20 protein-coding genes are annotated in these 21,096 nt (G+C 62.0%); 10 read left to right on the plus strand and 10 right to left on the minus strand.

What is annotated here, in order from left to right; translation table 11 throughout:
- Nucleotides 1-79: 79 nt before the first annotated feature.
- The 5 genes from ACTCHC_RS09635 (at nucleotide 80) to ACTCHC_RS09655 (ending at nucleotide 5,471) form a co-directional block, all read left to right on the plus strand.
- Nucleotides 80-1,534, plus strand: a complete 1,455-nt coding sequence (locus tag ACTCHC_RS09635) for an FAD-linked oxidase C-terminal domain-containing protein (RefSeq protein ID WP_463022298.1) — start codon at nucleotides 80-82, stop codon at nucleotides 1,532-1,534.
- The gene (locus tag ACTCHC_RS09640; protein ID WP_463022299.1) at nucleotides 1,534-2,688 is read left to right on the plus strand and encodes an FAD-binding protein; all 1,155 of its coding nucleotides are present in this window, start codon (nucleotides 1,534-1,536) and stop codon (nucleotides 2,686-2,688) included. Before ACTCHC_RS09635 ends, ACTCHC_RS09640 begins: the two co-directional genes overlap by 1 nt.
- A gap of 10 nt (nucleotides 2,689-2,698) precedes the next feature.
- Complete coding sequence (gene glcF, locus ACTCHC_RS09645; protein WP_463022275.1) at nucleotides 2,699-3,994, plus strand: glycolate oxidase subunit GlcF; 1,296 nt, start codon at nucleotides 2,699-2,701, stop codon at nucleotides 3,992-3,994.
- Between the two features lie 48 nt (nucleotides 3,995-4,042).
- Nucleotides 4,043-4,858 carry a trypsin-like serine peptidase gene (locus ACTCHC_RS09650; RefSeq protein ID WP_463022276.1) on the plus strand — a complete coding sequence of 272 codons (816 nt, stop codon included), beginning with the start codon at nucleotides 4,043-4,045 and terminating at the stop codon, nucleotides 4,856-4,858.
- A gap of 148 nt (nucleotides 4,859-5,006) precedes the next feature.
- Nucleotides 5,007-5,471, plus strand: coding sequence for an Hsp20 family protein (locus ACTCHC_RS09655; protein WP_463022300.1), 465 nt, complete (start codon nucleotides 5,007-5,009; stop codon nucleotides 5,469-5,471).
- A 66-nt stretch (nucleotides 5,472-5,537) separates the two neighbouring features.
- On the opposite strand, the gene ACTCHC_RS09660 is transcribed toward ACTCHC_RS09655, so the two are convergent.
- The 7 genes from ACTCHC_RS09660 to ACTCHC_RS09690 form a co-directional block, all read right to left on the minus strand.
- Nucleotides 5,538-7,700: an esterase-like activity of phytase family protein gene (locus ACTCHC_RS09660; protein ID WP_463022277.1), complete on the minus strand. Its 2,163-nt coding sequence runs from the start codon at nucleotides 7,698-7,700 to the stop codon at nucleotides 5,538-5,540.
- A 101-nt stretch (nucleotides 7,701-7,801) separates the two neighbouring features.
- Nucleotides 7,802-8,788: a P1 family peptidase gene (locus ACTCHC_RS09665; RefSeq protein WP_463022278.1), complete on the minus strand. Its 987-nt coding sequence runs from the start codon at nucleotides 8,786-8,788 to the stop codon at nucleotides 7,802-7,804.
- 72 nt (nucleotides 8,789-8,860) lie between these two features.
- Nucleotides 8,861-10,450: an ABC transporter ATP-binding protein gene (locus tag ACTCHC_RS09670; RefSeq protein WP_463022279.1), complete on the minus strand. Its 1,590-nt coding sequence runs from the start codon at nucleotides 10,448-10,450 to the stop codon at nucleotides 8,861-8,863.
- Complete coding sequence (locus ACTCHC_RS09675) at nucleotides 10,447-11,268, minus strand: ABC transporter permease (protein WP_463022280.1); 822 nt, start codon at nucleotides 11,266-11,268, stop codon at nucleotides 10,447-10,449. The genes ACTCHC_RS09670 and ACTCHC_RS09675 overlap by 4 nt, the downstream gene beginning before the upstream one ends.
- Entirely contained in the window at nucleotides 11,265-12,212 is a 948-nt protein-coding gene (locus ACTCHC_RS09680; protein WP_463022281.1) for an ABC transporter permease, read from the minus strand. The genes ACTCHC_RS09675 and ACTCHC_RS09680 overlap by 4 nt, the downstream gene beginning before the upstream one ends.
- A 90-nt stretch (nucleotides 12,213-12,302) precedes the next feature.
- Complete coding sequence (locus ACTCHC_RS09685; protein WP_463022282.1) at nucleotides 12,303-13,775, minus strand: ABC transporter substrate-binding protein; 1,473 nt, start codon at nucleotides 13,773-13,775, stop codon at nucleotides 12,303-12,305.
- Between the two features lie 46 nt (nucleotides 13,776-13,821).
- Nucleotides 13,822-15,078 (minus strand): acetylornithine deacetylase/succinyl-diaminopimelate desuccinylase family protein, encoded by a 1,257-nt coding sequence (locus tag ACTCHC_RS09690; protein WP_463022283.1) that lies wholly within the window; start codon nucleotides 15,076-15,078, stop codon nucleotides 13,822-13,824.
- A gap of 172 nt (nucleotides 15,079-15,250) precedes the next feature.
- Here ACTCHC_RS09690 and ACTCHC_RS09695 point away from each other — a divergent pair, with 172 nt between their 5' ends.
- Both ACTCHC_RS09695 and ACTCHC_RS09700 read left to right on the plus strand, forming a co-directional pair.
- A complete protein-coding gene (locus ACTCHC_RS09695) occupies nucleotides 15,251-15,514 on the plus strand; it encodes a hypothetical protein (protein WP_463022284.1) in 264 nt (87 codons plus the stop codon).
- Between the two features lie 7 nt (nucleotides 15,515-15,521).
- The gene (locus ACTCHC_RS09700; RefSeq protein ID WP_463022285.1) at nucleotides 15,522-16,172 is read left to right on the plus strand and encodes a DUF1523 family protein; all 651 of its coding nucleotides are present in this window, start codon (nucleotides 15,522-15,524) and stop codon (nucleotides 16,170-16,172) included.
- A gap of 68 nt (nucleotides 16,173-16,240) precedes the next feature.
- On the opposite strand, the gene ACTCHC_RS09705 is transcribed toward ACTCHC_RS09700, so the two are convergent.
- Both ACTCHC_RS09705 and ACTCHC_RS09710 read right to left on the minus strand, forming a co-directional pair.
- Nucleotides 16,241-16,972, minus strand: coding sequence for an SDR family NAD(P)-dependent oxidoreductase (locus ACTCHC_RS09705; protein WP_463022286.1), 732 nt, complete (start codon nucleotides 16,970-16,972; stop codon nucleotides 16,241-16,243).
- Entirely contained in the window at nucleotides 16,969-17,829 is an 861-nt protein-coding gene (locus ACTCHC_RS09710; RefSeq protein ID WP_463022287.1) for an SDR family oxidoreductase, read from the minus strand. The genes ACTCHC_RS09705 and ACTCHC_RS09710 overlap by 4 nt, the downstream gene beginning before the upstream one ends.
- A 112-nt stretch (nucleotides 17,830-17,941) precedes the next feature.
- On the opposite strand from ACTCHC_RS09710, the gene ACTCHC_RS09715 reads away from it, so the two are divergent.
- Nucleotides 17,942-18,649, plus strand: coding sequence for an alpha/beta fold hydrolase (locus ACTCHC_RS09715; RefSeq protein WP_463022288.1), 708 nt, complete (start codon nucleotides 17,942-17,944; stop codon nucleotides 18,647-18,649).
- A 2-nt stretch (nucleotides 18,650-18,651) separates the two neighbouring features.
- Here ACTCHC_RS09715 and ACTCHC_RS09720 read toward each other — a convergent pair whose 3' ends face one another.
- Nucleotides 18,652-19,410, minus strand: coding sequence for an SDR family NAD(P)-dependent oxidoreductase (locus ACTCHC_RS09720; protein ID WP_463022289.1), 759 nt, complete (start codon nucleotides 19,408-19,410; stop codon nucleotides 18,652-18,654).
- 263 nt (nucleotides 19,411-19,673) lie between these two features.
- Here ACTCHC_RS09720 and ACTCHC_RS09725 point away from each other — a divergent pair, with 263 nt between their 5' ends.
- Together ACTCHC_RS09725 and ACTCHC_RS09730 are read left to right on the plus strand one after the other, a co-directional pair.
- Nucleotides 19,674-20,036, plus strand: a complete 363-nt coding sequence (locus tag ACTCHC_RS09725) for an EthD domain-containing protein (protein WP_463022290.1) — start codon at nucleotides 19,674-19,676, stop codon at nucleotides 20,034-20,036.
- A gap of 30 nt (nucleotides 20,037-20,066) precedes the next feature.
- Nucleotides 20,067-21,080: a cyclase family protein gene (locus tag ACTCHC_RS09730; RefSeq protein ID WP_463022291.1), complete on the plus strand. Its 1,014-nt coding sequence runs from the start codon at nucleotides 20,067-20,069 to the stop codon at nucleotides 21,078-21,080.
- Nucleotides 21,081-21,096: the final 16 nt, after the last annotated feature.

A 21,096-nucleotide genomic window follows, 5' to 3' on the forward strand; every position in this document is an offset into this window, starting at 1 on the left:
TCACTTGCGCCATCAGGACGGTCGCGCGCATAAAGCGAGGGTCAAACGCTGCGCCGGCGGGAAAGGAATGACCGTGGAAATGCCTGTGCCGAACCCGGTGATCCTGTCGAACCGGGCGTCGATCATCTCGCAGCTACGGGCCGTCCTGCCCGCGGATGCGGTAATCGACGATGCGATCGGCCTGCGTGCCTATGAATGCGATGCGCTGACGGCCTATCGCTGTGCGCCGCTTTGCGTGGTTTTGCCGCGCGATACCGCCCAGGTTTCCACGGTGCTGCGCATATGTCACCGGGCCGGCGTGCCGGTGGTGCCGCGTGGGGCGGGCACGGCGCTGACAGGCGGGTCACTGGCGACGGCGGATAGCGTGGTTCTGGGGGTCGCCAGAATGAACGATGTTCTTGAGGTCGACTATGCCAACCGGTTCATCCGGGTTCAGACCGGGCGCACCAATCTGTCGGTGACAGGGGCCGTGGCGCAAGACGGGTTCTTCTATGCCCCTGATCCGTCATCGCAGCTGGCCTGTGCCATCGCTGGCAATATCGGGATGAATTCCGGCGGGGCGCATTGTCTTAAATACGGGGTGACGACCAACAACCTGTTGGGGGTGCGCATGGTGTTGATGGATGGCACCGTGATCGACCTGGGAGGCGCGCATCTGGATTCCGGCGGGCTGGATCTTTTGGCGGTGGTCTGCGGGTCAGAGGGCCAGTTGGGCGTCGTGACCGAGGCAATTCTGCGCATCCTGCCCGCGCCCGAAGGCGCGCGCCCGGTGTTGATCGGGTTCGACAGCAACGCCACCGCCGGGGCCTGCGTTGCCGATATCATCCGCGCGGGTCTGTTGCCGGTTGCCATCGAATTCATGGATCGCCCCTGCATTCGCGCGACCGAGGCCTTTGCCCATGCCGGCTATCCCGATTGCGAGGCGCTGTTGATCGTCGAGGTAGAAGGATCGCCGCCCGAAATCGACGCGCAACTGGCGCGTATTCGCAAGATCGCAGAGCGTCACAACCCGGTCGCGCTGCGCGAAAGCCGCTCGGATGACGAAAGCGCGCGTATCTGGCTGGGCCGGAAATCGGCCTTTGGCGCGATGGGGCAAATGGCTGATTACATTTGTCTGGACGGGGTGATCCCGGTTTCGCAACTGGCGCCGGTCTTGCAGCGCGTCGAAGAACTGGCCATCGATTTCGGTTTGCAGGTGGCCAATGTCTTTCATGCAGGTGACGGCAATTTGCACCCGTTGATCCTGTATAACGCCAATGCCCCCGGCGCGCTTGCGCAGGCCGAGGCACTGGGGGCCGAGATTTTGAAACTTTGCGTGGCCGTGGGCGGATGCCTGACCGGCGAACATGGTGTCGGTGTCGAAAAGCGCGATCTTATGGGCGTGCAGTTTTCGCCCGCCGACATGGAGGCCCAGATGCGGGTCAAGGATGTGTTCGACCCCGGCTGGCTGTTGAATCCGGCCAAGGTGTTTCCGCTGGCCATCAGTGCGGGGCGTCGTGCGGGTGACGGTGGCAAGGCAGGGGGCGCGGCATGATCCGGCCCGAGTCAGAGGCCGATCTGGCCGATGCCATCGCCGCTGCGCAGGGGCCGCTGCGCATCATTGGCGGCGGAACGCGCGATATCGGTCGGCCCGTCCAGGGGGCGGGTCTGTCGGTCGCCAGGCTGAGCGGGATAACGTTGTATGAACCGGGGGCGCTGACCCTTGTCGCCCGCGCCGGCACGCCGCTGGCAGTGGTCGAGGCCGCACTGGCCGCCGAGGGCCAGCGCCTGGCGTTCGAACCGATGGATCACCGCGCCTTGCTGGGCACCACCGGCGCACCGACCCTGGGCGGAATGGTGGCCGTAAACGCATCCGGCCCGCGCCGGGTTCAGGCGGGGGCCTGCCGGGACAGCCTGATCGGCGTGCGGTTTGTCGATGGGCGCGGCACCGTCATCCGCAATGGCGGACGGGTGATGAAGAATGTCACCGGCTATGATCTGGCGCGGCTGATGGCGGGCAGTTTCGGCACGTTGGGGGTGCTGACGGAATTGTCTTTCAAGACCCTTCCTGTGCCCGAGGCCGCGGTTTGCCTGTTGATCCGTGGGCTGGACAATATCCGTGCGGTGCAGGCGCTGTCGGTCGCCTTGGGTTCGCCCTTCGAGGTGACCGGCGCCGCACATCTGCCCGACGGGGCCAGCGGGGCACCCGAAACCCTGATCCGCATTGAAGGGTTTCACGATGCGGTGGCGGCGCGGGCAGAACGGTTGCGGCGCCTGCTGGCGGATTTCGGCCCGGCCGAGGTGATCGACGATGCGACACAAGTGGCCCGGATCTGGACCAATATCCGCGATGTCACCGCCTTTGCGACCCGGCCCGGTGATGTCTGGCGCATATCGGCCAAGCCGGGCGACGGGCCGGGTGTGGCAGCCGCGATCGGCGCGGACCGGGTGATCCTTGACTGGGGCGGCGGGCTGGTCTGGGCGCTGGTCGCGCCGGGGCGGGATATCCGGCCGGCGCTTGTGGGGATCGGGGGCCACGCCACCTTGATCCGTGCCGATAAGGCCGCACGGAACAGGCTGGCGGTGTTTCCGCCCGAACCCGCACCGGTGGCTGCCCTTGCCGCGGGGCTGCGGCGGCAGTTCGACCCGCGCGGTATCCTGAATGCAGGCCTGACAGGCGATATGCCACCCGCCCCCCTGCCGGTGTAAAAGGAACACGATGCAGACCAGTTTCACACCCGACCAGTTGCGCGACCCGGCCACCGCGCGGTCAAATGCGATCCTGCGCGCCTGCGTGCATTGCGGGTTCTGCACCGCGACCTGTCCCACATATCTGCTGCTTGGCGACGAGTTGGACAGCCCGCGAGGGCGGATCTATCTGATCAAGGATATGCTGGAATCGGGCCGCCCCGCCGATGCCGAGACCGTAAAACATATCGACCGTTGCCTGTCGTGCCTGTCCTGCATGACAACCTGCCCGTCCGGTGTGGATTACATGCATCTGCTGGACCATGCGCGCGACCATATCGAACAGACCTATTGCCGCCCCTTTGCCGACCGGGCATTGCGCTGGCTGCTGGCGCGTATTCTGCCCTATCCGGGGCGGTTCCGGCTGGCCCTGTCGGCGGCGCGCCTTGGCCGACCTTTGGCACGGCTGATACCCGATGCACGGTTGCGGGCCATGGTGGCGCTGGCCCCGCGTGTTGTGCCCCCCGTCAGCCCCAATGATGCGCCACAGGTCTTTGCGGCCACCGGGCTTCGGCGTCGGCGTGTGGCGTTGATGACGGGATGCGCGCAAAAGGTTCTGAACACCGATATCAACGATGCCACGATCCGGTTCCTGCGCCGGGCGGGCTGCGATGTGGTGATCGTGCCCGATGCGGGCTGCTGTGGGGCGCTGACGCTGCATATGGGCAAGACGGATCAGGCGCGGGCCAGTGCGGCGCGTGCGATCCGCGCCTTTGCGGCCGAACATGCCCGCGCGCCGCTGGATGCGATTGTGATCAATACATCGGGCTGCGGCACCACGATCAAGGATTACGGGCATCTGTTTCAGGATGATCCGCTGGCGGCAGATGCGGCGCTAGTGGCCGGGTTGGCCCAAGACATAACCGAACTGGCAGTCGCGCTGGATCTGCCCGAAGGGCCGGTTTCGGGGGTTCGGGTGGCCTATCACGCGGCCTGTTCGCTGCAGCACGGGCAAAAACTGCGCAGCGGCCCCAAGGCCCTGCTGCAGCGGGCCGGATTCGAGGTGAGCGAACCGACCGACCCGCATCTGTGCTGTGGATCGGCGGGAACCTATAACCTGCTGCAGCCTGAAATCTCGGTCCGGTTACGGGATCGCAAGGTGCAGACATTGGCGGCGCTGGCGCCGGATGTGATCGCGACCGGCAATATCGGCTGCATGGTCCAGATCGCGTCGGGCGGCTCCATACCCGTGGTTCATATCGTTGAATTGCTGGATTGGGCGACCGGCGGGCCTCGACCGCGCGCATTCGTCAAACAGCAGCCATAATCCTGCCCCATCAGGCCGCTAAACGGATCCCGGGTGAATGGAGACCGAATGCGCCACCTGTGGATCATGTCAATTCTGGTTTTCGGGGTGTTCTGCACGATCGCCGCAGCCCAGGAAACGCCGCTGCGCCAGCTTTCGACCTTTGATGACGGCAAGGGATGGAAGGCCGTGGGCCGGCTTGATCTGGGCCGTCGCGGGTTTTGCACCGCAACGCTGGTTGGCGATGATCTGGTGCTGACGGCGGCCCATTGCATGTATGACAAATCCACCGGCCAGCCCTTCGATCTGGACGATCTGCAGTTTCTGGCCGGCTTTCGCAATGGCAACGCCGATGCCTATCGCGGGATACGGCGCGTGGTGATCCATCCGCGCTATCGTTATGGCGACACGGACAGGGTCAGCCGCGTGGCCTATGATCTGGCCTTGCTGCAACTGGATCGCCCGATCCGCATGCCCGGGATATTGCCACTGCCGGTTACCAGCCGGGCACATCAGGGCGATGAGGTCGGCGTAGTTTCCTATGCGCAGGACCGCGCGGACGCGCCATCGTTGCAGGAAATCTGCCATGTCCTGGCGGGGCGCCCCGGTGTGTTGATGCTGTCATGCGATGTGAATTTCGGATCGTCAGGCGCGCCGGTCTTTACCACCCGGAACGGCCGCCCTGAAATCGTGTCGGTGGTATCGTCCAAGGCCGACCTGCAAGACCAGCGCGTTGCGCTGAGCACGGCCATCGATTCATCGCTGGATTTCCTGAAAGGCCGTTTGACAGCAGGCGAAGGGGTGATCGACAATCAGGCGCGCGCCATCCGCCGCTTCGGTTATGATGATCGGCCCGCGAACGGGTCGAAATTCATCAAGCCATGACCGACGGGACGCGCTGACCGATATCTTGACAGCGCGAAATGCCATTCCCACATCTGTGCCATGCAGGTGCCATCACGGGCCTGCGCGACGAACCGCCCGTCCTGTGACAGGAGGGCATGTATTCCATCGCTCTGAAGAGGATGACATGATGAGAACCTATGATCTTTCGCCGCTTTACCGTGCCACTGTTGGTTTTGACCGCGTGGCCGATCTTATGGAGCGCGTGCTGACCAGCGAGGTCACCCAGCCGACCTATCCGCCCTACAACATCGAGAAGACCACCGAGAACAGCTATCGTATTTCGGTGGCGGTTGCGGGGTTCTCGGCCGACGAACTTTCGGTCGACACCAAGGAAAACACGTTGGTCATTTCCGCCCGCAAGGCCGAGGAAGACAGCGACCGCACCTATCTGCATCGCGGCATCGCCACCCGCGCGTTCGAGCGCCGCTTCCATCTGGCCGATCATGTGCGCGTGACGGGTGCCACCCATGCCGATGGCATGCTGCATGTCGATCTGGTGCGCGAAGTGCCCGAGGCCCTGAAACCCCGGCGTATCGAGATCGCCAAGGGCGATCAGATTGAATCGCGGGTGGTTGAAACCCACGACGCCTGAGCTGCGGCCTGATGAAACGCAAAGGGAGGGGCGATCCCCTCCCTTTTTCCATGGTTGAAATGGCGATTATTTCGCGGTGCCGATTTTCCAGAAGAATGTCTCGCCCGAGCTGTCATCGACGCCGTCATTATCCGTGGCGGCCCAGATCGTGCCGTCATCGGTGATGGCCAGCCCTTCGATCTTGTCGACGACATAGCCGCCAAAGGATTTCAGCGCCGGGATCAGGTCGCTGACCTCTTCCTTCGTCACGACCGGCAGATCGCCGCCCAAGGGTGCTGCGACCATTTCGGATGCCGGGATGCGATAGACCTTTTTCGTGACCGCCGCCGCGCCGATCAGGTTGTCACGCTCGATCACATAAACCCAGTCGCCCTGCGCCACGATTTCCGACAGACCGACCCAGCCGGTATCGGGTTTGGCCTTGGGATACAGAACCGCGCCCCATTCTTCAGTCTTGGTGTCATAGGCCACCAGCTTGACGTGATCCTCGGGATCATCTTTCCACTCGCGCTGAACGGCCATCCACAGTGTATCGCCGATCATGGTGATGCCCTCGAAGCCAAAACGGCTTTCGACGGCCAGCAGTTCGGCAGGCAGGGCGATTTCCTTTTTGATCGCGCCCTTGGCATTCACGTTATAGATCGCATGCGGGATCAGCCGGTCGGTGCGCCCTTCCGAAGCGATCCAGAACCCGCCCTTGCCATCCAGCGTGATGCCTTCCATGTCCAGCATCTGTGCGGGCATTCCGGCGCGCGTGACATAGGTCGCATCGGTAATACGTGCCGGGGTGGTTGATGCGTCAATGGTAAAGATTGTTGGTTGATACCCGTAAAAACTGTCATTCACGGCATAGATCGTGCTGCCTTCGCCCGCGACCAGGCCGGAAATGGCCCCCCAGCCGATCAGTTTGTCAGCACCCGCCGATGTCAGTTGCGGATAGGCCGCCGGGGCGTCCTGATATTCATAGATCATCACGTGGCTGCGTGCGCCGCCATCCTCGACCAGATCGACCTCGTTTGCCGATACCAACAGGTTGCGCGACGGAATGGCGACATATCCTTCCGGCCCGATCCCCGATGGCAGGATCTGTTTCAACACCGGCGCGGCGGGGTTGGAGACATCATAGACACCCACCACCGATGCGCGTTCCGCACCGACGAAAACCATTGGCGTGCCGTTGAATGTGCCGACCTCGATCGATTCCGGCTCGATTCCCTTGGCGTCGGATCGCTTGTCGGGATAATGGCCGATCTGGATCACCGCCTGTTCAAAGCTGGTGCCGCTTTCAAATACCACATCGCCGGCCTTGGAAAAGATCGTCCAGCCGCGCGAACCGCCTTCGTAATCGCCTTCATTGGCGATGGCAAAATGATCGTCGTCGATCCACTTCACCGCGTCAGGCTCACGTTTGCGACCCGGCTGGCTTTCGTCGAAGACCAGCGCGCCGCGCTCGTCCGTGGCGTCGATGCCTTCCAGATCGACGGTGCCCGCCGAAAAATGGGCCAGCACCTTGCCGTCTTTGGACACAACCGCCAGGTGGTTGTTTTCCTGCATGGTCACAACGGTTTCGCCCAGCCCGTTCACATCGACGAATTCGGGTTCAGGATCGGTGGGGGCGATCTCGGCCAGGCCGGTCATGTCGGCAGATTTCAGGCTGCCACAATCGGCCTTTCCATCCCTGATCGCGATCATGTCCAGCATGCCAGCCGGCATTTGCGGAATAGCGCCGTCATTCAGGTCTTCGTCGCGCTCGTTCTCGATGGCGATCACGATGAACGACCCGTCCTTGGCCTTGGCCACACTGTCGGGCTGGCCTGACAGGGCACATTCGCCGGTGATCTGGCCGGTTTTCAGATCAACAACCTTCAGGCTGCCCGATGGCGCGACATAGCTTTCCGAGGTGTTCACGCCGACAAAGGCCGTTGTGCCGATGATCGCAACCGATGTTGGCTCGCCACCCATTTCGATATTGCCCAGCGGTTTGGGCATCTTAGGATCCGTGATGTCGATCCGGCCCAGCACGCCCAGCGGACTGTCGGTATAGGCCAGCATCATGCCGTCATCGGTAGCGGCAATGATCTCGGCCGAGCTTTCGCGCCCGGTATCGTCGTCCTCGCCCATATTGGCAACGGTCGGAAAGGCGGCGATGCGGTTGAAATTCATGTCGGCCGATGCGGCCCCGGCGCAAAGCGCCAGAACCGATGTAAGGCCCAAAAGGCGTGCTGTCATTGTTGCGTCCCCAAAGGTCAGAAGTTCTGCCCGTGTCTGTGACGCGCTTGCGTAACCGTGACGTAACACTCTGGTGTCGCGATCATGAAGATTGCCGGCGATTACCCGAACCGGGCTTGCCAGCATGGCAGCAGATCGCCCGTGGCGGGGCTGGCCAGATACACGCCCCGCGCAATCGCCCGCGCCAGACAACAGGCGGCGGCATGACCGATCTCCAGCGTATCGAAAACCGGGTCGGCCAAGGCCCGCGCGCCCGTGGCTGCCGCAAAGACCAGATCGCCATCCATCGGGGTGTGGCTGGGCACAATCGCGCGCGCCATGCCGTCATGGGCGGCCACGGCCATCCGCTGGGCCTGCGCCTGCGTCAGGGCCGCATCTGTGGCCACGATCGCAATGGTGGTGGCACCGCCCGGCTGGCCCTTGTGGCGTAACGGCGCGCGCGGATCGAATTGCCCGGCACCCCGCCCGCCAAACTCATCGCCCATCTCGAACGGTGCGGCCCAGAATTCCGGCCCATCCCCCATCGTGACCGCCCCCAGCGCATTGACCGCCACCAATGCCCCGACCGTCACGCCATTACCCAGCACCACCGAGGCCGACCCCAGCCCCCCCTTCAGGTTCACGGTCATGGCCCCGGCACCCGCGCCGGCCGATCCCAGGGCGAATTCAGCCGCCGCACAATCCAGCGCCGCGCGCCCCAGCGCCTTGTAGGGGTTGTCGTCCCAACCCTTGGCGCCCCCGTTCAGCAGATCGAACAGGATTGCGCCCGGCACGATCGGCACCGCCTGATCGCCCACGACAAACCCGCGCCCCATCGCCCGCAGCGCATCCGCCACCCCCGAGGCCGCATCCAGCCCGAAGGCCGACCCGCCCGACAGCACCAGCGCATCCACCTGTTGCACGGTCTTGTCAGGCGCCAGCAGATCGGTTTCGCGTGTGCCTGGCGCGCCGCCCATCACATGCACCCCCGCCACAAACGGCGCATCGCCCAACAAGACCGTGACCCCGGTCTTGATCCTGTGGTCTTCGACATTGCCAACGCGCAGCCCCGGCACATCGGTAATCAGGTTGCGCGGTCCCGGTTTCATGTCACTTTCCCCATCACCTTGGTCCAAATACTCATTCCACCCCCGCCTATGCCCACGACGGGTGACGATATATCACCCGTCCTGCCGCGCGGCCTGCCAGCCATCGGGGATCACCGGCGTGGCTGCGATCAGCTGTGCAGTATAGGGATGGCGGGGGGCGGCGAAAACAGCCGCGGTCGCGCCGTCTTCCACAATTTCCCCCGCTTTCATCACCAGAACCCGGTCGGTGATGTTGCGCACCACATTCATGTCATGGCTGATGAACAGATAGGACAGACCGAACTCGGCCCGCAATGCGGCCAGCAGGTCCAGTATCTGCGCGCGCACCCGCACATCCAGTGCCGATACCGCCTCGTCCAGCACCACCAGTTTGGGGCGGGTGATAAGGGCGCGGGCGATGGCGATGCGCTGGCGCTGGCCCCCCGAAAATTCATGGATGTATTTGTCGGCATCGGCGGGCGTCAGCCCGACGGCCGCCAGCGCGCGATCAACCGCGCCCCGCGGATCATCGGGGCGGCCCGCCAGATGAAAGGGTTCCGATATCAGCCGCCGCACCCGGTGGCGCGGGTTGAAACTGCCATAGGGGTCCTGGAATACCACCTGCATCTTGCGCCGCATATGGGCGGGCATGGCCTGCCCGGCATGGATGGTCTCGCCGTCCAGTCGGATTTCGCCGCCCTGCACCGGATCCAGCCCCAGAATGGCCCGCGTCAGGGTGGATTTGCCACAGCCACTTTCCCCCACCAGCCCCAGGCTTTCGCCGCGCCGGATGTCGAAACTGACACCGTCCACCGCCCGAAACGGTGCTGCGCGCCGAAACAGGCCTTGCGTGCGGGCATAGTCGCGCACGACGCCGCGCACCTGTAACAGCGGTGTATCGGGCGGGGCCACCCCAGGTTCTGGCCGATAGCGCGATGCGGTGAAAAGCTGCCGTGTATAAGGATGGCGCATCTGGCGAAATACGTCCTCGGTCGGGCCATGTTCGACGATCTGGCCTTGCTGCATCACGGCCAGATCATCGGCAATGCCCGCCACCACTGCCAGATCATGGGTGATCAGCATCAGCCCCATACCGTCTTCATCGACCAGCCCGCGCAACAGATCCAGAATCTGCGCCTGGGTTGTCACATCCAACGCCGTGGTGGGTTCATCGGCAATCAGCAATTCCGGGCGCAACGCAATCGCCATCGCGATACATACGCGCTGCCGTTGCCCGCCCGACAGCTGATGCGGATAGCGGTTCAGCGGAAATTGCGCGGTCGGCAGGCCGACGCGGTCCAGCTTTTGGCGGGCGATGCGCAGGGCGTCAAACCGGCTGGCCTGGCCGTGGATCACCAGCGTTTCGGCCACCTGATCGCCGATGGTTTGAACCGGGTTCAACGCGGTCATCGGTTCCTGAAACACCATGCTGATGCGATTGCCGCGTATGGTGCATAATTCGCGCTCGGGCATCTGTAACAGGTTCGTACCGCCAAGCAATGCCCGCCCTGTGGCCAAACCGCCCCCGGGTAACAGCCCCATCAGCGCCAGCGCGGTCATCGACTTGCCCGATCCGCTTTCGCCCACCAGCGCGAACACCCGGCCCGCCGCCATATGGAAGGACAGATCGCGCAGGATCGGCGCGCCGTGGATCGTGACCGACAGGCCCCGCACCGAAATCATGTCCGCCCCCGTCTGCTGCGCGGGTCCAGCACATCGCGCAGCCCGTCCCCCATCAGGTTCAGCCCCAGCACCATCACAACGATGGCCAGCCCCGGCAGGATCGCCAGGCGCGGCGCGCTATAGATCAGGGTCTGCGCATCGGCCAGCATCCTGCCCCAGCTGGGGGTAGGGGGCTGCGCGCCCAGCCCGACATAGGACAGGCCGGCCTCGGCCAGAATGCCAAGGCTGAACTGGATCGTGCCCTGCACAACCAACAGGTTGGCGATATTGGGCAGGATATGTTCGACACTGATCCGAAACGCTTTTTTCCCTGCCACACGGGCCGCCAGAATGTAATCCAGCGTCCAGATCGACAGCGCCCCGCCGCGCGTTACACGGGCAAAGACGGGGATGTTGAAAATGCCGATGGCCAGAATCGCATTTAGCGCCGAGGGGCCGAAAACCGCCGTGATCAGGATCGCAATCACCAGTGACGGAAAGGCAAAGATCAGATCATTGCCGCGCATGATCACCTCATCCACCCAGCCCCCATGCCGCGCGGCCGCCCACAGCCCCAGCGGCACCCCGGCCACAATGCCGATCCCCACCGCGACCAGCGCCACGGCAATGGATGTGCGCGCGCCCACCATCAGCATCGACAACAGATCGCGCCCGAAATGATCGGTGCCAAGCGGATACAGCGCCGAAGGCGGGCGCAGCCGCGCCGCAATGTTCAGGGCGGTCACATCATGCGGCACCCAGACGAATGACACCAGCACCGCCAGCGCAAACAGCGATGTCAGCGCGGTGCCAAGGATCAGTTGAATGGGCCATCTCATCGTCTGTGCCGCAGTCTGGGGTCGGCGGCGGCATAGGCCATATCGACGATGAAAGTGACAAGGATAACGGCGAAAACCATGATCATCACAACGCTTTCCACCACGATCAGGTCGCGCTGGGTGATCGCCTGGAAGATCAGCCGCCCAAGGCCGGGCAGGTAAAAGACGTTTTCGATGATGATCGCGCCGGCCAGCAGAAACGAAAACTGCAACCCGATGATCGTCAGCACCGGGATCAGCGCGTTGCGCAGCGCGTGCCCGGTTATGGCCTGGCGGCGCGACAGGCCCTTTGCGCGGGCGGTGCGGATATAATCCTGGTTCAATGTCTCGATCAGCGCCGATCGCATGACCCGCGCAAGAATTGACGCCTGCGGCAGGGCGAGTGCGATCGCGGGCAGGATCAGCGATTTTGTTGCGGGCCAGATACCGGCCTGCCAGCCCGGAAAGCCGCCCGCCGGAAACCAGTGCAGCTTGACCGCGAAAGCCAGAACCAGCAGCATCGCGAACCAGAAATTCGGCACCGCAATGCCCAGCTGGGTCAAGCCCATTATGCTGTAATCGCTGGCTTTTCCGCGCCGCGCTGCCGCGATCAGCCCCACGGGAAACGCGATGATCACCGACAGGCCCAGTGCCATCGCGGCCAGCGGAGCCGAGACGACCATGCGTTGGGCGATCAGGTCTGATACCGGCATCCGATAGGTATAGGATGTGCCGAAATCGCCTGTCAGCATCCCGCCGACCCAGGCGACATAGCGCGCCGGGACGCTGCCATTCAGGCCCAGTTGATCACGCAGCGCGGCCACCGTATCGGGCTGGGCATTCAGCCCCAGCATGAAGGCCGCCGGATCGCCGGGAATAACCTCGATCACCGCGAAAATGACGACGCTGGCCGCAATCAGGCTGAGCGACAGGGAAATCAGACGGGTGGCGGCATAGCGGATCATGGGGGCAGGTTAGTGGCGCAGCCCGCGCCGCGCCAGTGGCTTTGCCAAGGGGTGCCACGGAACGGCACCCCCGCTATCCGGGCCGGCTGTCTATTCGGTCCAGTGAACACCGGTCAAGTCGATGGCCTGCGTGGGAGCGTTGGCCCACAACCCCTTGATCTTGGCGTTGGCAACGGTCGGATTGGCAAGCTGGAACAGATAGGCATTAACGTAATCCATCGCGATCTTTCCCTGCGCCGTCTTGAGCAGGCCGGACCGGGCGACCGGGTCGCTGGTGATTTCCAGCTGTTTCATCAACGCCTGAAACCCCATGTCGTCATATTGGAAATAGTAATCGGGACGGGCATAGATGCCGATATCCATAGGTTCGGTATGGCTGATGATCGTCAGATCGAAATCCTGGCCCTTGAATACGGTTTCCAGCCATTGCGACCATTCGACATTGGTGATCTCGGTTTCGATCCCGACAGCGCGTAATTGCGCTGCGATGATCTCGCCGCCGCGGCGGGCATAGACGGGCGGGGGTAGTGCCAGCCTGAGTTTCAGATCGCCGACCCCGGCCGCCGTCAGCAGGGTTTTCGACAGTTCCGGATCATAGGCAGATATGCCGGTCAGGTCGACATAGTCAGGGTTATGTGGCGCGAAATGGGTGCCGATCGGGGTGCCAAGGCCGAACATGGCGCCGTCGATGATATCTTGCCGGTTGATTGCATGGGCGATAGCGGCGCGAACGCGAACATCGTTCAGGGGTTCCGATTTATTATTCATCGCCAGAATGGTTTCACCCTCGGTCGACCCCATGATCACCCCGAAGCGGGGATCGGCGCGGAACTGGTCAAGGGTTTCGACCGCCGGGAAATTCGGGAACGCATCCAGATCACCTGACATCAGGGCGGCAAAGGCGGCGTTAGGGTCGGATATGAATCGGAAGGTGGCCTTGGCCAGCGCCGGTTTGTCGCCCCAATAGGCATCGTTGCGTTCGATTACGATGCGGTCGCCCGGTGTCCAGCCGCTGAATTTGAACGCGCCCGTGCCGACAGGATTGGTTGCCGCAGTATTGATGCTTTCGGGGGCAACGATCACGGCATCGCCCCAGGCCATCTTGAAGGCAAAGCTGCCATCGGGGGCGGACAGGGTAACCGCGACGGTCAGCGGATCAACCACGGCCACATCGGCGATTCCGGCAAACAGCGCCTTTTGTGCATTGGCGCTGTCGGCAGAGCGGGCGCGATCCAGCGAAAACTTCACGTCTTCGGCATCCATCGTGGTGCCGTCATGAAAGGTCACGCCGCTGGCCAGATGAAAGGTATAGGTCAAGCCGTCATCGCTGATATCCCAGCTGCGGGCCAGTCCGGGAATGACGGCCCCATCGGGGGCAAAGCGGGTTAGGCCCTCGAATATATTGGAATAAACCACCTGGTCAATTGCGCCGGCGGCACCGGCGGTCGGGTCAAGATTGGGGGGTTCCAGTTGCATGCCGATAGTGATGCTGTCCTGGGCGGCCAGCGCCGCCGAGGCCGACAGCACAAGGGCAGCCAGGGCCAGTCTGAAACGGGTGAACATGCAATATTCCCTTCCTGTCATTGTGCTTCACGCAGGGCGAGCATTTTCATTTCAGCAATTCCGCCAGGGCCGAGGCCATGACCAGCGCGCTGTCGGTCATGTCATCAATCCCGACCCATTCATCCGGCTGATGCGCGAGATCCAGAATGCCCGGACCATAGGCGATACAGTTCTTCAGTTTGCCGATACGGTCGATATGTTTCTGGTCATAGGTTCCAGGGGATACCACGAATTCCGCCTGACGTGACAGAACCTTTTCGATGGCCTGCGCCATGGTTCGCACGACGGGAGCGCCGGTATCGGTCATGGTCGGCTGGACCTCGAACAGATCACGGATTTCATATTGAAATGTCGGGCGGCGGGATTTCACGCGCTCCAGCATCGCCGTGACCTCGTGTTTGACGTCGCCGATATCTTCTTCGATCAGAAAACGCCGGTCAATGGTGATGCGGCAACGGTCGGGCACGCAGGGTGTGGGCAGGCCGGTATAGCCGTCTTCGGGTTCGCGCGCGCCCCCATGGATATCGTTGATGTTCAGCGTCGACTGTCGCGCGCCATCGGGCACGACAGGCATGGCGGTGTGTTTGCCCGCCAGCAGGGGGAACAGCGTCTGTTCCATTTCATCCAGAACCGCGCCCATATGCCGGATGGCGCAATCACCAAGGAAAGGCATCGATCCGTGGGCGATACGGCCCCTGGTTTCGATCTCGGCCCACCAGACGCCACGATGGCCCAGACAGATGCGATCCTTGTTCAGGGGTTCGGGGATGATGACATGCTGCACGCGATCGGGGTTGAACCAGCCTTGTTCGGCCAGATAGGCCACACCGCCAAAGCCGCCGGATTCTTCATCCGCGGTGGCCGAAATCTCGATTGCGCCTGCATGATCGGGGAAGGTTTCAATAAAGGCTTCGGCGGCGATGATGGATGTGGCCAGCCCGCCTTTCATGTCGCAGGCGCCGCGCCCGTATATTCGGCCGTCCTTCACGGTGCCGCCAAACGGGTCCATCGTCCAGCCATGGCCGACCTCGACCACATCGTGATGGCTGTTGAAATGAACGCAGTCGCCCGCGCGTGTGCCGGTGTGGCGTGCGACGATGTTCCAGCGCGGATATTTGTCACTGTCGGCCAATGCACCCTGTGCCCGCACCAGTTCGACGGCAAAACCGGATTTCTCCAGCCGTGCGGCCAGATACTCGCAGATTTCGCGATAGTTGCGCCCTGGCGGGTTCAGGGTGGGAATGCGGATCAGATCTTGTGTCAGCGCGATCAGATCATCGCGCCGGGCTGCTATCGCGGTCATAAGCCGATGATCGGGTGTCCCTGTCATGCCCAAAGACTAGCCGCGGCTGCCGGGGCGGGCAATCCGCGATCTGCGGGCGAATACATATGGACAATACCGCCCGCCGCGCTGTTTGATCGTGGCAGGGTCCGCGGGTGGCGCCCGAAAAAAGGTTGTTTGCCGGGGGTGCCGGATGGGATTTTTGCAGTTTATCGTCTTCGGTGCCCTGATTCTGGGCGTGGCCTATCTGGTCGTATCCTGGTATTCGAGGTCGACACGGCGGGAAAAACTTGAAAAACAATGGGATGCCGAGGTTCAGGTCGGCGACAGGGATGCCTATATCGAAGACGGGATGCGCGACTACGAACACTCGTTGCGCAAGCGGCTGATCTGGGGCGTAATTGTCATTCCGGCGCTGGCCGTTCTGATCGTTATATATGTCGTTAATTTCATGTGAGGGTTTGATGCGTTTCTTCAGGTGGTTCAAACGGATCGTATTGGCCCTGATCGTGCTGATCGTGGTCGGGTTCCTGCACTATACGCTGCCGCAACATGATATCGTACGCATCGTGAATACCTATCAGGAACGCGTTGACCTGAACGACTGGACACGGATATTCTGGTCAAGTCCTGACAGCCAGACCGGGGCCCTGACCAACCGCGATGTGCAATTCATCCAGACGGTCAAGCCCAATGGCAAGCCGATGGTCTATCGCAACGAGGATACAGGCTGGATCTGGCCCCCCTATTTCAAGTTCGACACGTCGAACCTGCAAACCGAATCCGAAGATCTGAAATCGACCGCTGATGCACCGAAATGGGTGGTGGTCACGCATTACGGATGGCGCATACCGTTCCTGTCGATCTATGCCAATGCGGTGGGGGTGCGGCCCGTGGCCGGCCCCGATGTCAGTATCATCCCCTGGACCAATATCATCGTTCTGACGCTGCTGGCCCTGTTGCTGTTGTTCCTGTGGCGGCTTTGGGCACAGTTCCGCGAGCGCGCGATTGATCCGCTGCTGGAAGACGCTGACGAGGCCTGGGATATGGTGGATGATCGCACAAATGCCGCGCGCGGGCGGCTGGGCCGATGGTTCGGAAGAAACCGGCGCTGATCCGCAGTATTGCAAAATGAACAGGGGCGCCAAATCGGCGCCCCGCATGTTTTGACCGGTCCGGCTGTTCAGCTTCCGGCCATGATCCCGCCATCGACGGTGAATTCCGAGCCGGTGATATAGCTGCTGTCATCCGACAGAAGGAACAACACCAGCCGGGCAACATCATCGGACGTGCCAGCGCGTGCGATCGGCAGGGCATCCGTGCGGGCCTTCAGCGCCTCGCGTTCCATGACATTCAACATTTCCGTATCAATCAGGCCCGGATGCACGGAGTTTACCCGGATCCCGAGGCTGCCGAATTCCAGCGCCGCCGTTTTTGTCATGCCGCGCAGTGCCCATTTTGTGCCGACATAGGCAATGGCCCTTACACCTTTCAGGCCCGCCACCGACGAGATATTGACGATTGATCCACCAGCCTTGCCGACCATTTCGGGGGCGATCTTCATCCCCAGAAAACAGCCAAGCTGGTTGACCTCCATATGTTTGCGGAATGATTCTGTCGTCGTTTCGGCGATCGGGCGGGGGTCATAGATACCGGCATTGTTCACCAGCCCGTCCATCCCGCCTGCGGCGCGCACCTTGTCTGCCACGGCTTCCCAATCGGCTTCGCTGGTCACGTCATGCCGGATAAAGGTGGCTTGCGGGCCAAGCGTGGCCGCCAGTTTTTCGCCGTCATCGACCAACACATCGGTGATAAATACGCGGGCGCCCTCGGCCACCAGTTGGCGCGCTTCCTCGGCGCCCTGCCCACGGGCACCGCCAGTTATGAGGATCACCTTGTTTTCAAAGCGATTCATTTCAATTCCTCCTGTGTCAGCCAGGATTGGCCAAGTTTGGTGATATCATCATGGCGGTCATGGTCGGGTGCCGCAGCAAAGGCCGCCATGATGGCATCGTTGCGGATGCCATAGACACGCGCATATTCGGGATGGGTAAAGATATAGGGCAGGTTGCGCTGCACCGCGTCCACGACCAAGGCGCCCACATGGTCGGGGTCCATCGACGTTTTCAGCATTTCCTTCATTCGCGCGCGTTCTTCATCAGTGCCTTTGGCCGGCGTGCGCTTTTCGGAATTGGCCGCGATCGGGGTATCGACAAAGCCGGGGCACAGCACCGACACGCCCACGCCCCGTTCGGCCAGTTCGAACCGCATCAGTTCCGACAGGCCGACCACGCCGAATTTCGATGCGGTATAGGGGCCCAGTGTGGGGGTCGAGATCACGCCGCAGATCGACGCGGTGTTGACGATGTGGCCGGGCGCGCCCTGGGGCAGAAGTTCCGACAGAAAGAAATGCGCGCCGTTGAAAACACCGGTCAGGTTGATGCCGATCACCTGATCCCAGATTTCGGGCGCCAATGTGCCGATGGGCGCGCGGCGGAATGAAATGCCCGCATTGTTGAACATCAGGTCGGCATGGCCAAAGTGGTCGCGGATATCGGAACAAGCCTGCGCCCAGGCGGCGCGATCGGTGACATCCAGTACCACGCCCAGAACATCGGCCCCGGCCAGTTCGGCGGCGGCGCTGTTCAGTGTTTCGCGGTCGATATCGGCCAGAACCAGTTTCGCGCCGCCCTGTGCCAGCCGCCGGGCGATGGCCAGCCCGATGCCGCTTGCGCCGCCGGTCACCACCGCGACCTTGCCCTTGATATCCATGATGCTCCTCCGCTAAGTTTAAATTGATATATCAAACAGGTATGTGTGAGGGAAGACGACATTGCGTCGTCGTCGTTGATATCATTGCAACATGCATCGGGGGGAAAGTTTCTTGGATATTGTTCTGGTTCACGGTGGCTGGCACGGGGGGTGGTGCTGGCGGCGGGTCGAGGATCTTTTGCGGGTGAGGGGGCACCGGGTGTTCGCGCCCAGCCTGACCGGGTTGGCAGAGCGGTCGCATCTTTTGTCCGGCGATGTGAATCTGTCGACCCATATCACAGATGTGGCGAATCTGCTGCGCTGGGAGGGTCTGAGCGAGGTTGTTCTGGTGGGGCATTCCTATGGCGGAATGGTCATCACCGGCGTGGCAGAGCAGGCAGCGGGGCAGATCGCCGATCTGGTCTTTCTGGATGCGCTGATCCCCCAACAGGGGCAATGTCTGGTCGATCTGATGTCACCTGCGCTGAGCGAACAGTATCGCGGCTTTGCCGCGCGGGGTGAATTTGGTCTGCCACCGATTCCCGCCACCCATTTCAATGTGAACGCGGCAGACATGGCATGGGTCAACCAGCAGTGCACGCCCCAGCCCGTCAACAGTTTCCTGCAACCCTGCGGACCGACCGGCGTGCGCGACGGCATGGATCGGCCGACCTATATTCGGGCGGCCGATTATCCGTCGCCCGGGCTGGACAAGATGCTGGATCTGGCAAAGGCGTCAGGCTGGGCTGTGCATTCCATCGGAGGCGGTCATGACCTGATGCTGGATAACCCGCAGGGCGTGGCGGATATCCTGGCGGGACTGGCCAGCCGGGGCCACTGACCTTACGCCATCAGGGCGCCGCCATTCACATCCATGACCGAACCGGTGATGAACGCCGCGTCGTCAGAGGCAAGGAAGGATACGGCCGCGGCGATTTCCCGGGTTTCGCCTGCGCGGCCGATGGGAATTTCGGCCTTCAGCGATGCAAGAAGTTCCGGTGACCCCTGTTCAGACAGCGGAGTGACGATGCGCCCCGGGGCCACGCAGTTGACGGTGATGCCGGATTTCCCCAATTCGCCGGCCAGAACCCGCGACATGCCGATCAGGGCAGCCTTGGTGGCTGCATAATGCGCCCCCGCGGTGCGCAGATAGGTGCGGCCCGCCCGCGACGAGATATTGATGATCCGGCCCCAACCCTGGTTGGTCATCATCGGAATGGCGGACCGGCACAGCATGAACGGGGCGGTCAGGTTGATCGCAAGGGCCATGTTCCATTGATCAGTCGGGATTTCGGCGGTGGGCACACGGTCGCCATCGCGCTTGGGCGCGACACCTGCATTGTTCACCAGAATATCCAGCCGGCCGTAACGGTCGGATACATCCTGCATCAATTTCAGGATCTGGCTTTCATGCGCCAGATCGGCGATCATGCCGTCGGCCAGTTTTCCAGTATCGCGAATGGCCTGTGCGACCTGCATCACGGTGTCGCTGCGATCCAGGGCGATGACATGATGACCGTCCTGTGCCAGTCGTTCAGCGATGGCCTTGCCAATGCCGCTGGCGGCACCTGTCACCAGCGCGATGCGGGGTTGATCTGTCATGGTATCCTCCGGTTCTGGGCTGTCGGTTTCTGTGCCCGAGGCCCGGTTTTCGTGATCCAGATATACGCAAACCGGCGGTGTTTCAGAATATAAACTCAGTCTGAAACCAGACAGGATAAATCTGGCGGGGGCATATCGGATTCCTCTCAGAGCCAAGCAAGTAGATATTGGCGCAAGGGGGGGTATCCGGGGCACGATCCGCGAACCGATTTGCGGGCGGTGAAAGCCGGATCGCACTGTCCAGATGTTAGGGAGACCGGGCTTTGATCAAACATATCAGCTTTATCAAGAAGCACGCCGACGTGCCGCAGGCCGAATTCGAAAGATACTGGAAGGAAGTCCACGCGCCGCTGGTGAAATCCGTTCTGCCCAACCTAAAGAAATATGTCGGCAATTTCGTGATCCAGGATGGCAAGTCCACCGGATGGGGCCTGGAAAACCGTGGCAATATTCTGAATGCCGATCTGGTGGTAGAGCTGCATTTCGCCAGCATGGAAGATTTGCACAAGGATATGCTGGGGTCCGGCTGGTTGAGTGACAAGCGCCGCGAAAGCAGCCGCAAGGTCATTGATTATGCTGTGATGCATATGGTGATCACCGAAGAAGTGGACGTGCCGTTGTCGTGATTGCCGGGCGCGAAACATAGGGGGGACAGGATGAGACGTTGGACGCATCGGCCCGAAGGGTCGAACTGGGGTGATTTCGGGGATGACGACCTGATCGGTCGTATGAATCTGTTGACGCCTGAACGCCGCCTGGAAGCCGCGCGCACGGTCGAGCATGGCATCAGTTTTTGTCTCAGCCTGCCGCTGGATTACCCGGGCGGATCAGAACTGGTGGGCAGCCGCAAGCCGCCCCAGATCATGGCCCCGACACGTGTGACGGGCGAGCGAAGCTATAACTTCCGGTTTGAAAATATCGACCCGGCCTTCACCGACATCGTCGCGGATGAGGCGGTGACGATCTATACCCAGTATTCCACGCAATGGGATGGTCTTGGCCATATGGGATCGGTTTTCGATATCCATGGGAATGGCAAGCCGGAAGCGGTTTATTACAACGGTTGGGGTGCGGGCACCGATGTGGTTGGCCCCAATCCCGATGGCAGCGTCTTTGCACATAAAGGCGCGGTTGATGTGCTGGCCGTCAACGGGTTGCAGGGGCGTGGCGTGCTGGTCGATCTGGCGACCCATTGCGGGCAGGAACAGGTCGGCGTCGGCTATGACCTGCTGATGCGGTTGATGGACGAGCAGAAGGTCGAGGTGAAAGAGGGCGATTTCCTGTGTATTTACACTGGTTTTGCCGATCTGCTGTTGACCTATGACCGCAACCCGCCGCCGGGCACCGGTGGCAAATGCGCGGTGCTGGACGGGCGCGACCCCAAGCTGCTGGACTGGATCACGAAATCCGGCATCGTGGCAATCTGCGCCGATAACCTGGGGGTAGAGGCGTTAAGCACGAAATCCTGTGGCGACCACAAGCACGCCATGATGCCGCTGCATGAACATTGCCTGTTCAAGCTGGGCATTCACCTGGGCGAATTGTGGTTCATGTCGGAACTGGCCACGTGGCTGCGCGACCATGACCGCAGTTCGTTCCTGCTGACGGCGCCGCCGCTGCGGTTGCCGGGATGCGTCGGGTCGCCGGTCACGCCGGTCGCATTGGTTTGATACAGGTACTGGATTG

Source organism: Actibacterium sp. (assembly GCF_055134745.1).

What these genes read in the sequence shown, in the direction of transcription:
- ACTCHC_RS09705 (WP_463022286.1), bottom strand. Translation starts at nt 16,972, where the DNA reads ATGAATCGCTTTGAAAACAAGGTGATCCTCATAACTGGCGGTGCCCGT.
- ACTCHC_RS09660 (WP_463022277.1), bottom strand. Translation starts at nt 7,700, where the DNA reads ATGACAGCACGCCTTTTGGGCCTTACATCGGTTCTGGCGCTTTGCGCC.
- ACTCHC_RS09720 (WP_463022289.1), bottom strand. Translation starts at nt 19,410, where the DNA reads ATGACAGATCAACCCCGCATCGCGCTGGTGACAGGTGCCGCCAGCGGC.
- ACTCHC_RS09685 (WP_463022282.1), bottom strand. Translation starts at nt 13,775, where the DNA reads ATGTTCACCCGTTTCAGACTGGCCCTGGCTGCCCTTGTGCTGTCGGCC.
- ACTCHC_RS09695 (WP_463022284.1), top strand. Translation starts at nt 15,251, where the DNA reads ATGGGATTTTTGCAGTTTATCGTCTTCGGTGCCCTGATTCTGGGCGTG.
- ACTCHC_RS09700 (WP_463022285.1), top strand. Translation starts at nt 15,522, where the DNA reads ATGCGTTTCTTCAGGTGGTTCAAACGGATCGTATTGGCCCTGATCGTG.
- ACTCHC_RS09670 (WP_463022279.1), bottom strand. Translation starts at nt 10,450, where the DNA reads ATGATTTCGGTGCGGGGCCTGTCGGTCACGATCCACGGCGCGCCGATC.
- ACTCHC_RS09680 (WP_463022281.1), bottom strand. Translation starts at nt 12,212, where the DNA reads ATGATCCGCTATGCCGCCACCCGTCTGATTTCCCTGTCGCTCAGCCTG.
- ACTCHC_RS09650 (WP_463022276.1), top strand. Translation starts at nt 4,043, where the DNA reads ATGCGCCACCTGTGGATCATGTCAATTCTGGTTTTCGGGGTGTTCTGC.
- ACTCHC_RS09655 (WP_463022300.1), top strand. Translation starts at nt 5,007, where the DNA reads ATGAGAACCTATGATCTTTCGCCGCTTTACCGTGCCACTGTTGGTTTT.
- ACTCHC_RS09675 (WP_463022280.1), bottom strand. Translation starts at nt 11,268, where the DNA reads ATGAGATGGCCCATTCAACTGATCCTTGGCACCGCGCTGACATCGCTG.
- ACTCHC_RS09690 (WP_463022283.1), bottom strand. Translation starts at nt 15,078, where the DNA reads ATGACCGCGATAGCAGCCCGGCGCGATGATCTGATCGCGCTGACACAA.
- ACTCHC_RS09635 (WP_463022298.1), top strand. Translation starts at nt 80, where the DNA reads ATGCCTGTGCCGAACCCGGTGATCCTGTCGAACCGGGCGTCGATCATC.
- glcF (WP_463022275.1), top strand. Translation starts at nt 2,699, where the DNA reads ATGCAGACCAGTTTCACACCCGACCAGTTGCGCGACCCGGCCACCGCG.
- ACTCHC_RS09730 (WP_463022291.1), top strand. Translation starts at nt 20,067, where the DNA reads ATGAGACGTTGGACGCATCGGCCCGAAGGGTCGAACTGGGGTGATTTC.
- ACTCHC_RS09665 (WP_463022278.1), bottom strand. Translation starts at nt 8,788, where the DNA reads ATGAAACCGGGACCGCGCAACCTGATTACCGATGTGCCGGGGCTGCGC.
- ACTCHC_RS09710 (WP_463022287.1), bottom strand. Translation starts at nt 17,829, where the DNA reads ATGGATATCAAGGGCAAGGTCGCGGTGGTGACCGGCGGCGCAAGCGGC.